Here is a 15,678-nt window from a genome sequence, read left to right on the forward strand (position 1 = left end):
CGCGACCAATTGCAGCCAATATCTTGCGTTACCCGAGGACTCTTGTGCCTTTTGGCACAGCATAGGCGCGTTGCCGCACGGATGCCAAGCGATACACCCGTCGATGCCACGCGAATTGTATCAATCCGACGTCAGAAGCCGTCGAAGGAGACCACTTCCTCAAGCGGCGCCCGTGGAACGTCAAACTGATTCACCGGTGCTGCCGGATCGCGCCAACCGATGGCGAGGCCACAAAAGAACACGTGGTCATCTGGCAGGCCGACGCATTCCCGGACCTGCTTTTGATAGACAGCCCAGGCTTCCTGCGCGCAGGAATCGAGACCTTCCTCGCGTAGTAGGAGCATTACTGTCTGCAACCACATGCCCATGTCCGACCATTGCGGCGGCCCCATGTAGCGCGGGGTATGCACCAGCATGAGTACCGGAGCACCGAATGCGCGAAAGTTGTTCATGAACTGCGCCAGTCGACCGCGCTTGTCCTCCCGCCCGATACCAAGCGCGGCATACATCGCCTCGCCTACTCCGAAGCGGCGTGCCTCGAAGGCACCATCGAGTTCAGGCGGATAGACCGCGTATTCCGGCGAATGCGCGGCCCGGCCTTGCGGGATGACCTCGGCCACGGAAGCGACCAATTTCGCCAGTGGTTCTCCAGCCAGCACTTTGGCATTCCAAGGCTGCACATTGCCGCCCGACGGCGCACGCTGCGCCTTGCGCAGTACGCGCTCCAGCACCTCGCATGGGACGACATCAGGCAGGAAACGGCGAACTGACCGCCGCGACAGAACCGCTTCGGTCACGTCCATCTCGAAGACCTTCAGAAACCGAGGAAGCGGACGTTGCCGTCAATGTCCACGCGCTCGCGCGGGAACTGGTTCACCGCGGTGTCTTCGACGCGATAACCGATGGCGATGCCGCAGAAGAAGATGTGCGTTTCATCCGAAACACCGATGAACTCCTTGATCAGCTTGGCATGCATCGAGAGAAATTCCTGCGGGCAGGAATCAAGCCCTTCCTCACGCAGCAACAGCATGATCGTCTGGAGCCACATGCCGACGTCCGACCATTGCGGCGGTCCCATGCGGCGGTCAAAATAACACAGCAGCACGGCAGGTGCACCGAACGAAGCGACGTTGTTGCGAACGAAGTCGGCCCGCGCATCGCCGTCGCTGCGGCCGACGCCCATCGCCGTATACATCGCCGCGCCTACCTGCTGCAGCCGCGCCTTGCATTCAGGGATCACTTCAGGATCAGACCAGGAATATTCCGCAGGGTCCTGCATCGGGGAGACCAGCATCTTGGCCTGCAATTCAGCCAGCGGCGCACCGGTCACGATCGTCGCCTCCCAAGGCTGGAAATTGCACCCCGAGGGCGCCCAACGCGCCTTGTCCATAACCCGCCGTATAACCTCAAGCGGCACAGGATCAGGCTTGAACGCCCGGATCGAACGACGGGAAAGGACGGCTTCGCTGACAGTCATGGAGTTCATGCCGGATTAGCTGCCCGGTTAAACCAGGGACGTCAAGCTGCTCGACTTACTCATCCTCGAACAAATCCGCCAACTGTTCGATGATCGTGCCGCCCAGTTGCTCAGCATCCATGATCGTGACGGCCCGGCGATAGTACCGCGTTACGTCGTGCCCGATACCGATCGCCACCAGCTGAACTGGCGACTGCTTCTCGATCCAGTCGATCACCTTGCGAAGGTGTTGTTCCAGATAACCCGCGTTGTTGACTGACAAAGTCGAATCGTCGACCGGCGCGCCGTCGGAAATGACCATAAGGATGCGGCGGTCTTCTGGGCGTGCCAGCAGGCGGGTGTGGGCCCAGAGCAGCGCCTCACCGTCGATGTTTTCCTTGAGCAGCCCCTCGCGCATCATCAGGCCGAGGTTCTTGCGCGCACGGCGCCAGGGCTCGTCCGCCTTCTTGTAGACGATATGGCGCAAGTCGTTGAGGCGGCCCGGCTGCGAAGGCTTGCCGCCAGCCAGCCATGCCTCGCGGCTCTGTCCGCCCTTCCAGGCGCGCGTGGTAAAGCCGAGGATCTCGGTCTTCACCCCGCAGCGCTCCAGCGTCCGCGCAAGGATGTCGGCGCTGATCGCCGCGATGGAAATTGGCCGTCCGCGCATCGAACCCGAATTGTCGATCAGCAGCGTGACGATCGTGTCCTTGAACTCGACATCGCGCTCGATCTTGTACGACAGCGAATGGCCGGGCGAGATCACCACGCGCGCGAGGCGCGCGGCGTCGAGCAGGCCCTCTTCCTGATCGAAGTCCCACGAACGGTTCTGCTGCGCCATAAGTCGGCGCTGCAGTCGGTTCGCCAACCGCGTGACGATGCCCTGCAGTCCCTTGAGCTGCATGTCGAGATAGGCACGCAGCCGCGTCAGTTCTTCCTCGTCACAGAGATCGCTGGCCGAGATGATCTCGTCGAACTGGGTGGTGTAGCTCTTGTAGTCGAAGTTTTCGGGAAGGTCGGTCCAAGGCCGATTCGGGCGCGTGGGCAGCATGCCCTCCTCGCCATCGTCGGCCATGTCGGAATCGGCAGCGTCGTCGTCCTGTTCGACTTCCTGTTCGGACTCCGAATCCTCGTCGCCCTCGCTGGTGTCGCCCGCGACTTCGGAGGGCTGCTGCTCCTGATCGTCGGAGCTGCTCGGCTCCTCCTCGCCCTCGTCTTCCTGTTCCTCGCCTTCGTCGTCCTGCGTGTCCTCTTCCTGATCGGAGGCGGACTGCGTGAGGTCGAGATGCTGGAGCATGTCGAGCGCGATCTGCTGGAACGCGCGCTGGTCGTCGAGCGAGAGCGCAAGGCCCTCGACATCACCGCCGACCTTGCTCTCGATCCAGCTGCGCACCATCCCCATGCCGGTGTCGGTTGAAGCGGGAGATGCCTCGCCAGTCAGCTTCTCGCGCAGCAGGAGCGCAAGCGCCGTCGGCAGCGGCACGTCTTCGGGCTTTGCCGCACGGGAAATCGGATCGGACGCCATGCGCATCGCGAGCGCCGCGCCGAGGTTTCCGCGCATCCCGGCATAGGCGTTTGCACCCAGCGCCTCGTAGCGGACCTGCTCGACGGCATCGTAGCACGCTCGCGCCAGCGCTTCGGAGGGCGCATTGCGGCCATGCAGCGCAGCGTTGTGGTGGCGTAACCGAAGCGCCATCGAATCCGCATGGCCGCGAGCTTCGGCCACCTGATCTGCCGGCAGCGCCCGCCCCGGCATTGGCACACGCATCGACTGGCCGGACTGAACGGGCGCATCGGCTGTCCACGCCACCTCGACCTCGGGATCGAGCGAGATCGCCCGCGCGGTGCCGGTCAGCACCGAACGGAAACGGTCGAGGGGAGTTTCGTCAGCCAATGCGTAAATGCCCGTGATTCAGAGAGGATCAGCCAATCTTCTGGCCGGTCTTCGCCCAGTCCGCAAGGAAGCCTTCGATGCCCTTGTCCGTAAGGACATGTTTGAACAGGCCCTTGATCACGGCCGGGGGCGCGGTGATCACGTCGGCACCGATGCGCGCGCTTTCCAGCACGTGGACGCCATGGCGGATGGAGGCGACGAGTATCTGGGTCTCAAACGCATAGTTGTCATAGATCAGGCGAATGTCGCGGATCAGGTCCATGCCGTCGAAGCCGTTGTCGTCGTGACGCCCGACGAAGGGCGAGATGAAGGTTGCCCCGGCCTTGGCGGCGAGCAGCGCCTGATTGGCCGAGAAGCACAGCGTGACGTTGACTTGCGTGCCATCGCTGGTCAGCGCCTTGCAGGTCTTGAGTCCGTCGATCGTGAGCGGCACCTTGATGCAGACGTTGTCCGCGATCTTGCGCAGCACTTCGGCCTCACGCATCATGCCTTCGTGGTCCAGAGCCACGACTTCGGCAGACACCGGCCCATCGACCAGACCGCAGATCTCGCGCGTGACTTCGATGAAGTCCTTGCCTGCCTTGGCGATCAGGGTCGGATTCGTGGTTACGCCATCAAGCAAGCCGGTAGCGGCAAGGTCGGCGATTTCGGCAGTATCGGCAGTGTCGACGAAGAACTTCATGGGACGAGGCCTTCCAGCAGGGGAGAAGTGATTCCCCCGTGCCTATAAGGAAAGCCTCGGCCAATGTCAGGGCCTGCGCATGCGAATTTGTCAGACTATTTGATGCCGAATGCCGCCATCAGCAAGGGATCGTTGGTCGAACGCGGGTCGGCGCGAATGGCGGCTTCCTCGCGGCCGATCGCGCGGAAAATGGCATTGTCGGCTTCATAGGCAAGAGAGTTGGCAATCCCGCCAACGTTGACTCCAGTCAGAGCCGAAAGCACTTCGCCGACCAACGGATCGCGGCTCACGCGGATCGCGTCACCGAATTCTGGCACCATGATCTCGACGAGGCTCGTGCCCATTTCCTGATGCAGGAACGCCGTGGCTCCCATCGGATCACTACCGCGCAGGAGAGCCAGCGCGTTGCGGATGCCGATAGTGCGCACGGCATCGGTGACGGCGGGCGCGGCGCGCTCGGCCGCATCATATGCCATGTCGTTGAAAGCCCGCTGCAGCCGATCCTTCACGATGGGGCCTGTCAGGATTCGGGCAAGAACGCCGCCGCGATTGCCGATAGCCTCGGGCAAGGCCATTCGCGTGACCTGATCGTCCCAGAAGCCGCCCGGGGCCAGCAGCCGTGCAAAGGCCCGGTCCGTGGAAAGGAACAGCAGGCGCCGCACGGCCTCTTCCAGCGAGAACGCTGGATAGCTCGCACAACCCGCAACCGACAACACTGCCAGTGACGTCATGCCGCCAAGCATGGTGCGGCGAGCGACTAGCATGGAACCTTGCGACATCTGTAGTTCTCCTCAATTCTGGCCCACGCGGGCTTTGCCCGGAGCGCTTCGCCCCCATATAGACCGGCGAACATGAACCGCGTCCGATGCCTCGTCTTCAATTCAGCGCTCGGCCCGCTCGATTATCGCGTGCCCGCCGGAATTACGGTGGAACCCGGCAGCGTCGTCCTTGCGCCGCTGGGTCCTCGGCAAATCATCGGCGTTGTGTGGGAAGCGGAACGGCTGCCGGGAACCGAGGTTCCTGATGCCAAGCTGCGCCCGTTGTTGCAGGTCCTGCCGGTTCCCCCTCTCCCTGCCCCCTTGCGCCGCCTGATTGAATGGACCGCGGACTATTATGTCGCCCCCCTCGCCGCCGTTACGCGCATGGCGCTGTCTAGCACTGCCGCGCTGCAGGGAGGAAGCACGGTCACCGAATACCGGCTGACCGGCAAGGAAACTGCCCGCCTCACCCCGCAACGCCTGATCGCGCTGGACCTGTTGCACGACCAGCAGGCAACGATCCGCGAACTGTCCGAGATCGCGGGCGTTTCCGATGCCGTCCTGCGCGGAATGGTCAATGCCGGGCTTCTCGAACCAGTGGTCGTCGATTCGGACCGCCCCTATCCGCCCGCAGATCCCAACTTTGCTGCGCCAGACCTCTCGGACCTGCAGGCGGACGTCGCGGCAAAGTTCGTCTCGGCGGTGAAGGCGCACGCCTTCCGGCCATTCCTGCTCGACGGCGTAACCGGATCGGGCAAGACCGAAACCTACTTCGAGGCCATCGCCGCCGCCTTGGAAGCGGGTGGGCAAGTCCTCGTCCTCCTCCCCGAAATCGCGCTCACCGAAACCTTCCTCAAGAGGTTCGAGGCACGCTTCGGCGTTGCTCCGGTCACGTGGCACTCCTCGCTCAAGTCCTCAGAACGCCGTCGCGCATGGCGGGCCGTGGCGAATGGGACCGCGCAGGTCGTGGTCGGCGCGCGCAGTGCCCTGTTCCTGCCTTTCGCCAAGCTCGGCCTGATCGTCGTCGACGAAGCCCACGAAATCTCGTTCAAGCAGGACGACGGCGTGCGTTACAACGCCCGCGACGTGGCCGTCATGCGCGCGCATTTCGAGAAGGTGCCGGTCATCCTCGCCAGCGCGACCCCCGCGCTCGAAAGCCTGCAAATGGCAGAGGCCGGTCGTTACGAACGCGTCGTCCTGCCTGCCCGCTTCGGCGGCGCGACCATGCCCGACATCCAGATCGTCGATCTGCGGGTTGAACAGCCCGAGCGCAACCACTGGATCGCCCCTCCGCTGGTCAAGGCACTGAAGGACCGGCTGGATAAGGGCGAGCAGTCGCTGCTGTTCCTAAATCGCCGCGGATATGCCCCGCTGACGCTGTGCCGCACCTGCGGCTACCGCTTCCAGTGCCCAAACTGCTCGGCCTGGTTGGTCGAACACCGCCTCTCCCGCCGTCTCGCATGCCACCATTGCGGGCACGAGGTGCCGACGCCCGATGCCTGCCCCGAATGCAGCGAGCCCGATTGCCTCGTCGCCTGTGGCCCAGGCGTTGAGCGCATCGCCGACGAAGTCGCCGAAATCCTGCCTGAGGCTCGCGTAGCGCTGGTCACCTCCGACACGCTGACCAGCCCGGCCAAGGCCGCGGAATTTGTCGAGATGGCCAGCAACAAGGCCATCGACGTGATCGTCGGCACCCAGCTCGTAACCAAAGGCTACCACTTCCCCGAACTGACCCTCGTCGGCGTGATCGATGCGGACATGGGCCTCGAGGGCGGAGACCTGCGCGCCGCCGAGCGTACCTATCAGCAGGTTGCGCAGGTGGCAGGTCGCGCCGGTCGAGGCGAGAAGCCCGGCGAAGTCCTGATCCAGACCCGCCACCCAGAAGCCCCGGTGATCGAAGCCCTCGCCAGCGGCGACCGCGACGCCTTCTATGCTGCCGAAGCCGAAGCCCGTCGCGATGCCGGTGCCCCGCCCTTCGGTCGCTGGGCCGCGATCATCGTATCGAGCGAGGACGAAGCCGAAGCCCGCGATGCAGCGCGCGGCATTGGCGGCTCCGCCCCGCGGCTCGACGACGTCCTGATCCTCGGCCCCGCGCCTGCCCCCCTCTCGCTGCTGCGCGGTCGCTATCGCTATCGCCTGCTGATCAACGCCCGCCGCTCCACCGAACTGCAACGCGTGATCCGCGAATGGCTCGATCCCCTGCGCTTCCCGCCGGGCGTGCGTGTGGCGGTGGATATCGACCCTTACAGCTTCGTCTGACACTTTGGGGCAGGTTGAACCAAACGCCCGCTCGGCCATTCCGACTGGATGCCCAGCCCAGTCCTCGTCCCCATCTTTGGCGACCAGCTTTCGCCCCAGATCTCCAGCCTTGCGGACCGCAATCCGGATGACACCGTCATCCTGATAATGGAAGTGGCTGACGAGACGACCTATGTCCGCCACCACAAGGCCAAGATCGCACTGATCCTGTCAGCCATGCGCCACTTCGCCGGAGAATTGCGCGGAGCCGGATGGACGGTCGATTACGTCCGCCTCGACGATTCCCGGAACACCGGCAGTTTCACCGGCGAGGTCCTTCGCGCGATCGAGCGCCATGGACCGCGCGGCGTGCAGGTGACTGAACCCGGCGAATGGCGCGTGCGCCAGGCCATGGAACAATGGCGCATCGATCTCCCCGTCCGCCTGCGTATCCTGCCCGACACGCGCTTCATCTGCCCATTGCCCGATTTCTACGAATGGGCCGCAGGCCGCAAGGAACTGCGCATGGAGTGGTTCTACCGCGAGATGCGCCGCAAGACCGGCCTGCTGATGGAGAACGACAAGCCCGTCGGCGGCCGCTGGAACTTCGACGCCGAAAATCGTGGCGGCCCCGAAGCCGGGCTCAAGCCCCCCGCCCTGCCGCCTTTCGCACATGACGCCATCACGCGCGAAGTGCTCGAACTCGTCTCAAGCCGGTTCGCCAACCACTTCGGATCGCTCGACAACTTCAACTGGCCCGTCACCCGCGCCGACGCCGAGAAGGCTCGCAACGCGTTCCTGCAAGACCGTCTGCCCCTGTTCGGCAAGTATCAAGACGCGATGTTGGCGGGCGAGGACTTTCTGTTCCACGCCGCCCTTTCGCCCGCGATCAACATCGGCCTGCTCGACCCGCTCGACCTGTGCCGCCGCGCCGAAACAGAATGGCGCGAAGGCCGCGCGCCGCTGGAGGCAGTGGAAGGCTTCATCCGCCAGATCATCGGTTGGCGCGAATACATCCGTGGCATGTACTGGCTCGAAATGCCCGGTCTGGCCGACGCCAATGGCCTCGACGCGCACCGCCCCCTGCCTGACTTCTACTGGACCGGTGAGACGAAAATGCGCTGCCTTGCAGATTGCGTCCGCACCACGCGAGACAACGCCTACGCCCACCACATCCAGCGCCTGATGGTGCTGGGCAACTTCGCGCTGCTCGCCGGCATCAGGCCGCAAGACGTCGCCGACTGGTATCTCACGGTCTATGCCGACGCCTTTGAATGGGTCGAACTGCCCAACGTAGCCGGAATGATCCTCCACGCAGACAAGGGCCGCCTTGCCTCAAAGCCCTATGCCGCCAGCGGTGCATACATCGACCGCATGAGCAACTACTGCGGCAGCTGCACCTACAAGGTGAAGCAGAAGACCGGCCCCGAAGCGTGCCCTTTCAATGCACTCTATTGGCACTTCCTCGCTCGCAACGAGAAGAAGCTGTCAGGCTACCACCGCCTCGCGCAGCCCTACGCCACCTGGCGGCGCATGAGCGAGGAGAAGCGCGCCGAATACATCGACAGCGCAGACGCGTTCCTCAAGACTCTCGTACCGGCCAAGCCCGGCTGGGCGCGTTAGCGCTTCACCCACATCGGCGGCCTGATCCCGCCCTGCCGGACAACGCGCACCAGCAGAACCAGCCCGGCAGCCGTCGCGACCAGCATCGCGATGACGCTGGCCTCAAGCCCAAACGCTCCGCCGGTCAGCCAGTCCGGCCCATTGCGCGTCGTCACCAGCAGTCCCTCGGGCGCTTTGCTGCCCGAAACCGGCACGCTGAAAATCCACCCTTGCGTGAAGTTCCACGCCGCATGGATGCCGATCGGAATCCAAAGCCGGCGCTTCCAAAGGTAAGCGGCACTCAGCAGGATGCCCGCTTCCATCGCGATGGCAAAGGCAGCGAACAGGCTCGCTCCAGGATTGGCGAGATGCGCCAGGCCGAATAGCGCCGAGGTGATCGCCAGCGCCGCCCATGTCCCCAGCATGGCCTCGATATGCCGCAGCAGGATGCCCCGGAACAGGATCTCCTCGATCGTCCCCGAAGTCACAGCCATGGCCAGCATCGCCCAGAGCGCGCCCATGCCATTTACCCGCTCTACCGCAAGCCCGCCCATCAGCGCGACGATCCCGGTCATCAGCGTGAACAACCCCGCCCCGATCAGCAGGCCGAGAGGAAGCTCGCGCAGGAGCAGCGGCATTGGCAGTTCGTCGTTGGCCCGCCGCTCGATCCAGCGCCGCGCGCCGAGATAGATCAGTATGGCAAGCACGGCCACGGTCAACCCGCCGAGGAAATAGCCCGGCGTCCCTTCATTCACCACCTTGTGGAGTGCGACGGACGCTGCCGATGCGGCAATTCCGAATCCGAAGAACTCGATGATCATCAGCGTCAGCGGAAAGGCAACGATCCGCCGCACAATTCCCGGCCCCTGCGCCTGATCCGCCGTCTGAAGATCGTCCATGCCTTACCCCCGGTTGGTCTCCCGTTCCTTGTCCAGCAATCGCTGCTTGATCTCAAGCCCATAGGCATATCCGCCGAGCGATCCGTCCGAGCGGATTACGCGATGGCAGGGGATAAGAACCGCCACGTTGTTCGCGCCATTGGCCGAACCCGCCGCCCGCACCGCGCCCGGCTTGCCCACCTGCGCAGCGATCTGCGCGTAGGAGCGCGTCTCGCCGGGCGGGATGCGCCGCAGCGCCTGCCACACCGCCTCCTGAAAAGCCGTACCCTTCACGTCGAGCGGGATATGCGAATGGTCCCCCGGCGCTTCCACGGCTGCCACGACCTCGCCCAGCAACGCGGCAAAGCCCTCGCCGCCCTCTTCCAGCACGGCCTCGGGAAAGCGCGCACGCAAGGCGCTCTCGTCCTCGTTGAACGAAAGGCGGCAGACCCCCCTGCCAGTCGCGGCGACCAGCATCGCCCCCATCAAAGTATCGACCACGGCCCAGCGGATCGTCACGCCGCGCCCGCCGTTCACCCATGCAGAAGGGGTCATGCCAAGTCGTTCCTCTGCCGCCGAATAGAACCGCGACGGTCCTGAAAACCCTGCATCATAGATCGCATCCGTCACCCGCTCCGCTCCCGTCAGCACTTGCGCCATCCGCTCCTTCTGCAGAGCGCGCGCATAGGCAGCGGGCGAAAGTCCGGTGGCGCGCGCAAAGACTCGCTGGAAATGAGTCGGGGAATAGCCGCACTGCGCCGCAAGATCGGTCAGCGCCAGCGTCTGCCCCGCCGCCTTGATCGCCTCGATCGCCATCAGCGCCGCCCGCTCATCGCGCGACACCTCATCTGGCGAACACCGCAGGCAAGCCCGCAGCCCCGCCGCGCGCGCTGCGGTCCCATCGGCAAAGAAGCGCACATTCTCGCGCCGTGGATGACGCGCAGAGCACGAAGGTCGGCAATATATCCCCGTGCTCAGCACGCCGGTGACAAAGCGCCCGTCGAACGCACGGTCACGGGCAAGCACGGCCATCCATGCTTCATCATCGCTGATCGTTGCGTTGCTCATCCCCATGAGGGAATAGCCTCCCATAGCGTCCGGGCAAGAACTTGCGCGGTCCATCGAATCATCTCCTTGTTGTGGAGACCTCCTGCCCGGACGGGTGTGACAGGGCGTCCCGCACCTTGCGGTCAAAGCAAAAGGGCGCAAGAAGCGCAGGCATGCGTGTCGCCAAACAGATAACTGCCTTCCTCGCCCTGCTGCTTGCCGTGTTTCTGGCTCCGGCAACGCTGGCTGACCCGGCGGACATCTCCGCCGCCAGCCGCTCGGTCGTCCGCGTCGTCATCATCGAAAGCGATGGTGATCGCGCCAACCTAATCACCCACGGCACCGGTTTTGCGGTCACTCCCAACCTGATCGTCACCAACGCCCATGTCGTCGAGGAACTGCGCCGTGATGACAGCCTGATCGCAGGCGTCGTCCCTGCTGAGGGCCGCAACGGCTACCCGGCAAAGCTCGTCGCCTATTCGCCGGGCAACGATCTCGCCCTGCTCCGCATTGAAGGCGGCGGCACTCTCACCCCGATCACGCTGTTTCCAGGCGTCCCCGGCGATGGATCGGAAGTCTATGCCGTTGGCTACCCCGGCAACGTCGATCTGGCGCAGGGGCTCTCGATGGCCGATCTGGTCACTCCACAGGAGGCGGTGAAGACGCGCGGCTATCTCTCGGGCGGCCGCTCCTCGCGCTCGTTCGATACGCTGCTGCACACCGCACCGCTCGGCTCAGGCAATTCGGGTGGACCGCTGCTGGATTCCTGCGGACGGGTGATCGGCGTAAACTCGTTCGGCACGGTGAGCGACAACAGCACCGATTCGTCGTTCTACTTCGCCATCTCAATGCGCGAGCTGTCCGCCTTCCTCCTGCGCGCAAAAGTCGATGTGCATGCCAGCGGCCTTCCCTGCCGCTCCATCGCCGATCTCGACCGCGCCGAGGCTGAACGTGCCGCCGGAGAAAAGGCCCGCCTCTCTGCAGAGAACGAAGCCCGCACCCAGGCGCAGCAGCGCGCCATGGACAAGGCTCGCCGTGATGCCGAGATCGCCGTCCTATCGGCACGCGACAACGGCATGGCATTGGCCGCGCTGCTGCTTGTCGGCGCGCTTGGCGTCGGTGGCTGGGGTATGGTCAAGGCCTCCCGGCGGCGCAGCACGTTCGAGCGCAAGTATGTCTTCGGCGCAAGCGCCCTGCTTGTCTCGGCCGTGGCAGTCTGGTTCCTGCGCCCTTCGCTTTCATCGATCGACACCCGCGCCCGCGAAATGCTTGAAGAGCCTCAGCCCTCGGGGACCGGCTCGTCAATTGCTCTCGATTCTCCCGGAATTGGCCGGATGATCTGCGTGCTCGATCCCGAACGCAGCCGCGTCACCGTCTCGGACATTACCGACGTGCCGGTCGAATGGCGGGAAGACGGCTGCATGAACGGCAAGACCCAATACGGCCTCGCGCAGGACGGATGGTCGCGGATTTTCGTCCCCAACGGCGAAGAGACGATCTCCGTAAATTCGTATGACCCGGATTCGAAGACCTACACCGTCGAGCGTTTTCTCGTTGGTCTCGATGCCATGACGAGGGCCCGTTCGGAGCGGGCCAAGCTCAATGCGCCAGCCTGTGGCGCGGGCGAGGATGCAGCGCGGCAATTCGGCCAGAACCAGCAGGCTATCAAGGCGCTGCTGCCAACAGAGCCCAACGAACGCATGCGCTACAACTGCCAGCCAGCGCCCTGATCGCTGCCCGCCGAAGGTGGGATCAGGGAAATCACGATCATACCTATGCACAAGAAGCCAAGTCGCATCTTGTCATATGGGCCTGACGTTGCTAGGCGCGCCCCGTCTGCAGGCCACCCGGTGTTCATCTCCGGGCAATGGTCTGCCTCGGCTTATCCTTGGATGAAGGAACCTCGGCGCGTGGAGATTTCCGGCGGCATTACGGCCAGCTTGTCAGGGCGTTACGCTTCGGCGTTGTTCGATCTGGCCAATGAACAGGGCTTTGTTGCCGCTGTGGAAGGCGATCTCGAGAAGCTCGATGCTGCACTGCGCGAATCGGCTGATCTGACCAGCCTCATTCACAACCCCAAGCTCGGCCGCGATGAAGCGGGCCGCGCCATCGATGCCGTCGCATCGCTGCTGGGTCTGAGCAGCCTCACAAAGAATTTCATCGGCGTTCTCGCCGCCAACCGCCGTCTTTCGGCCCTGCCTGACGTGATCCGCGCCTTCGCGCAGATCGCCGCTGCCCACCGCGGCGAAGTCAGCGCCGAAGTGACCAGCGCCCATCCGCTCGACGATGCCCAGATCGCTGCCCTCACTGAAAAGCTGCAGGGCCGCACCGGCAAGTCGATCAAGCTCAAGACCAGCGTGGATCCTGAAATCCTCGGTGGCCTTGTCGTGAAGATCGGCAGCCAGATGATCGACAGCTCGATCCGTACCCGTCTCAATTCCCTCGCCCAGGCGATGAAGGCTTGAAGCCTCAAGGCTCTACGAAAGGCTGAAAATGGAAATCCGCGCCGCTGAAATCTCGAAGGTCATCAAGGACCAGATCGCCAGCTTCGGCACCGAAGCCCAGGTCTCGGAAGTCGGTTCCGTGCTCTCGGTGGGTGACGGTATCGCCCGTATCCACGGTCTCGACAACGTCCAGGCCGGTGAAATGGTCGAGTTCTCGAACGGCGTGAAGGGCATGGCCCTGAACCTCGAAGCCGACAACGTCGGTGTCGTGATCTTCGGCTCGGACTCCGAGATCAAGGAAGGTGACGTCGTCAAGCGCACCGGCACCATCGTCGACGTCCCCGTCGGCAAGGGCCTGCTCGGCCGCGTGGTCGATGCGCTCGGCAACCCGATCGATGGCAAGGGCCCGATCGTTGACGCCACCCGCCAGCGCGTCGAAGTCAAGGCTCCGGGCATCATCCCGCGCAAGTCGGTCCATGAACCCGTGCAGACCGGCCTCAAGGCAATTGACGCTCTCGTCCCCGTCGGCCGTGGCCAGCGCGAGCTGATCATCGGTGACCGTCAGACCGGCAAGACCGCCGTCGCGATCGACACCTTCATCAACCAGAAGGCTGCCAACGCCGGGACCGACGAAGGCAAGAAGCTCTACTGCATCTACGTCGCCGTCGGCCAGAAGCGCTCGACCGTTGCGCAGATCGTCCGCCAGCTCGAAGAGAACGGCGCGATGGAATACTCCATCGTCATCGCCGCGACCGCTTCGGAACCGGCTCCGCTCCAGTACCTCGCTCCCTACACCGGCGCGACCATGGGCGAATTCTTCCGCGACAACGGCATGCACGCCGTGATCGTCTATGACGACCTTTCCAAGCAGGCCGTCGCCTACCGCCAGATGTCGCTGTTGCTGCGTCGTCCTCCGGGCCGCGAAGCTTACCCCGGCGACGTGTTCTATCTCCACAGCCGCCTGCTCGAGCGCGCCGCGAAGATGAACGACGAAAACGGCGCTGGCTCGCTCACCGCACTGCCGATCATCGAAACCCAGGCGGGCGACGTGTCGGCCTACATCCCGACCAACGTGATCTCGATCACCGACGGCCAGATCTTCCTTGAAACCGGCCTGTTCTATCAGGGCATCCGTCCGGCCATCAACGTCGGTCTGTCGGTGTCGCGCGTCGGTTCCTCGGCCCAGACCAAGGCGATGAAGAAGGTTGCCGGCTCGATCAAGCTCGAGCTCGCCCAGTACCGCGAAATGGCGGCCTTCGCCCAGTTCGGTTCGGACCTTGACGCTTCGACCCAGAAGCTCCTCAACCGCGGTGCGCGCCTGACCGAGCTGCTCAAGCAGCCCCAGTTCTCGCCGCTCGGCTTCGAAGAGCAGACCTGCGTGATCTTCGCCGGTACGCAAGGCTACCTCGACAGCGTTCCGGTAACGCGCGTCACCGAGTACGAAGCCGAACTGCTCAGCTTCCTGCGCACGCAGCACGCTGACCTGCTCGGCCTGATCCGCGACACCAAGGACCTTGGCGACGAAGCCAAGGGCAAGCTGGTCGCCGCGCTCGACGCTTTCGGCAAGCAGTTCGCATAAGATGGGATCGGCAATCAGCTCACTACCGTGGCTGTTTATGCCGATGATCTATCTTATCTACAAAGGGCGTGAATTGGTTGAATTGGCCCATTTGCGTCCTGCCGAAGAACGAGAAAAGGCAGTCGAGAACGCGAAAGTATGGCTTCGCACTGCGGTTATACTTACAATTGTGCTAGTTATAGTTGTCGTCGCTTTCGCTGTCGCACCCAGATAGGCTTCACATGGCTTCACTTAAGGAACTCAAGGGCCGGATCAACTCGGTCAAGTCGACCCAGAAGATCACCAAGGCCAAGCAGATGGTCGCGGCGGCCAAGCTGCGCAAGGCGCAGGCGGCTGCCGAAGCCGCACGCCCCTATGCCAGCCGCCTCGCGGAAGTCATGGGCAGCCTCGCCGCCAAGGTTGCAGGTCAGGACAATGGTCCGCTGCTCATGCGCGGCACCGGCTCTGACCAGCGCCACCTCCTCGTCGTGGTCAACACCGACAAGGGCCTGTGCGGCGGTCTGAACTCGAACCTCGTCAAGGAAGCCAAGCTGCAGGCGCGCGCGCTTGAAGCCGCTGGCAAGACCGTGACCTTCTACCTCGTCGGCAAGAAGGGTCGCGCACCGATCCGCCGTGACTATCCGAACGGCATCGCCGCCGGATACGACACCAGCAACGTGCGCACACCGGGCTTTGACGAAGCAGCCGCCATCGCGCGTGAGCTGATCGCCATGTTCGAGGCCGGCAAGTTCGACGTCGCCCACCTCGTCGCCCCGGTGTTCAAGAACGCGCTGACGCAGCAGCCGGTCACCACGCAGATCATTCCGGTCCCCGCCCCCACCAGCACCGTCGCTGTCGACTCTGTGGTGGAATACGAGCCGGGCGAGGAGGAAATCCTCGAGGAACTGCTGCCGCGCTACGTCACCACGCAGCTCTTCGGTGCTCTGCTCGAGCGTGAAGCCTCGGAACAGGGCGCGTCGATGACCGCGATGGACAACGCGACGCGCAATGCGGGCGAGCTGATCAACAAGCTCACCATCCAGTACAACCGCAGCCGCCAGGCCGCGATCACCACCGAACTCATCGAAATCATCGCGGGCGCCGAAGCGCTCTGACGACGACAT

General features: G+C 63.9%; 13 protein-coding genes. 6 read left to right on the forward strand and 7 right to left on the reverse strand.

Annotation, left to right across the window (positions count from 1 at the left end):
- Positions 1 to 131: 131 nt before the first annotated feature.
- The 5 genes from IQ25_RS01390 to IQ25_RS01410 form a co-directional block, all read right to left on the reverse strand.
- Complete coding sequence (locus tag IQ25_RS01390; RefSeq protein ID WP_144901511.1) at positions 132 to 803, reverse strand: nitroreductase; 672 nt, start codon at positions 801 to 803, stop codon at positions 132 to 134.
- Between the two features lie 11 nt (positions 804 to 814).
- On the reverse strand, positions 815 to 1,486 hold the full coding sequence (locus IQ25_RS01395; RefSeq protein ID WP_338112185.1) for a nitroreductase: 672 nt from the start codon (positions 1,484 to 1,486) through the stop codon (positions 815 to 817).
- A 46-nt stretch (positions 1,487 to 1,532) separates the two neighbouring features.
- Positions 1,533 to 3,347: a cobaltochelatase subunit CobT gene (gene cobT, locus IQ25_RS01400; protein ID WP_144901513.1), complete on the reverse strand. Its 1,815-nt coding sequence runs from the start codon at positions 3,345 to 3,347 to the stop codon at positions 1,533 to 1,535.
- A gap of 28 nt (positions 3,348 to 3,375) precedes the next feature.
- Entirely contained in the window at positions 3,376 to 4,029 is a 654-nt protein-coding gene (gene fsa, locus IQ25_RS01405; RefSeq protein WP_144901515.1) for a fructose-6-phosphate aldolase, read from the reverse strand.
- A 95-nt stretch (positions 4,030 to 4,124) separates the two neighbouring features.
- Positions 4,125 to 4,808, reverse strand: a complete 684-nt coding sequence (locus IQ25_RS01410) for a DUF4197 domain-containing protein (protein WP_144901517.1) — start codon at positions 4,806 to 4,808, stop codon at positions 4,125 to 4,127.
- A 72-nt stretch (positions 4,809 to 4,880) separates the two neighbouring features.
- Between IQ25_RS01410 and IQ25_RS01415 the strand changes: the two genes are divergently transcribed.
- Positions 4,881 to 7,046 (forward strand): primosomal protein N', encoded by a 2,166-nt coding sequence (locus IQ25_RS01415; RefSeq protein WP_144901519.1) that lies wholly within the window; start codon positions 4,881 to 4,883, stop codon positions 7,044 to 7,046.
- A 48-nt stretch (positions 7,047 to 7,094) separates the two neighbouring features.
- On the forward strand, positions 7,095 to 8,648 hold the full coding sequence (locus IQ25_RS01420; protein WP_144901521.1) for a cryptochrome/photolyase family protein: 1,554 nt from the start codon (positions 7,095 to 7,097) through the stop codon (positions 8,646 to 8,648).
- On the opposite strand, the gene IQ25_RS01425 is transcribed toward IQ25_RS01420, so the two are convergent.
- Positions 8,645 to 9,526: a CPBP family intramembrane glutamic endopeptidase gene (locus tag IQ25_RS01425; protein ID WP_144901523.1), complete on the reverse strand. Its 882-nt coding sequence runs from the start codon at positions 9,524 to 9,526 to the stop codon at positions 8,645 to 8,647. The two genes, IQ25_RS01420 and IQ25_RS01425, sit on opposite strands and share 4 nt — an antisense overlap.
- A gap of 3 nt (positions 9,527 to 9,529) precedes the next feature.
- Entirely contained in the window at positions 9,530 to 10,579 is a 1,050-nt protein-coding gene (gene ada / locus IQ25_RS01430; RefSeq protein WP_144903056.1) for a bifunctional DNA-binding transcriptional regulator/O6-methylguanine-DNA methyltransferase Ada, read from the reverse strand.
- Between the two features lie 146 nt (positions 10,580 to 10,725).
- Between ada and IQ25_RS01435 the strand changes: the two genes are divergently transcribed.
- From IQ25_RS01435 to IQ25_RS01450, 4 genes are all read left to right on the forward strand, one after another.
- Positions 10,726 to 12,282: a S1C family serine protease gene (locus IQ25_RS01435; RefSeq protein WP_246415402.1), complete on the forward strand. Its 1,557-nt coding sequence runs from the start codon at positions 10,726 to 10,728 to the stop codon at positions 12,280 to 12,282.
- A gap of 180 nt (positions 12,283 to 12,462) precedes the next feature.
- On the forward strand, positions 12,463 to 13,017 hold the full coding sequence (locus IQ25_RS01440; protein WP_144901527.1) for a F0F1 ATP synthase subunit delta: 555 nt from the start codon (positions 12,463 to 12,465) through the stop codon (positions 13,015 to 13,017).
- Between the two features lie 28 nt (positions 13,018 to 13,045).
- Positions 13,046 to 14,575, forward strand: a complete 1,530-nt coding sequence (gene atpA / locus IQ25_RS01445) for a F0F1 ATP synthase subunit alpha (protein WP_144901529.1) — start codon at positions 13,046 to 13,048, stop codon at positions 14,573 to 14,575.
- A gap of 221 nt (positions 14,576 to 14,796) precedes the next feature.
- Positions 14,797 to 15,669 (forward strand): F0F1 ATP synthase subunit gamma, encoded by an 873-nt coding sequence (locus IQ25_RS01450; protein WP_144901531.1) that lies wholly within the window; start codon positions 14,797 to 14,799, stop codon positions 15,667 to 15,669.
- The last annotated feature ends 9 nt before the right edge of the window (positions 15,670 to 15,678 follow it).

It is taken from the genome of Novosphingobium taihuense, assembly GCF_007830315.1.
Taxonomy (GTDB): Bacteria; Pseudomonadota; Alphaproteobacteria; order Sphingomonadales; family Sphingomonadaceae; genus Novosphingobium; species Novosphingobium taihuense.